Here is a 343-nt window from a genome sequence, read left to right as displayed (position 1 = left end):
ATGATGTTGCCGACACCCTGGCGGGCCCGCAGTTTCGCGGCCTCCTCGGGCGCCAACTCGTCCCATTCCGGTTGCCATACGTTCACCGCGACCGGACCGTAGGTCTCGGTGAGACCGTAGAGATGGGTGACGTCGAAGCCGAGCGGGGTCAACCTGGCCAGCAGCGCCGGTGAGGGCGGGGGACCGCCGGTGTCCACATGCACGGGGTGCGGCAGCGGTTGCGCGGCCGGATGCTCCGCGATCATGGTGAGCACGGTCGGGGCGGCGCTGAAATGGGTGACGGCGCCGCCATGCAGCGCCGTCCAGATGTCGCCGGCGTCGATCTTGCGCAGGCAGACGTGGG

1 protein-coding gene is annotated in these 343 nt (G+C 69.7%); it reads right to left on the bottom strand.

The window, feature by feature from the left end:
• Window positions 1-343: AMP-binding protein (locus H7I41_RS05140; RefSeq protein ID WP_264011495.1), on the bottom strand; the 343-nt coding region annotated here is incomplete at both ends.

Origin of the sequence: [Mycobacterium] manitobense (assembly GCF_025821665.1) — a bacterium.
In the GTDB taxonomy this organism is placed as follows: domain Bacteria; phylum Actinomycetota; class Actinomycetes; order Mycobacteriales; family Mycobacteriaceae; genus Mycobacterium; species Mycobacterium arseniciresistens.
This window is presented reverse-complemented; position numbering and strand designations above follow the sequence as displayed.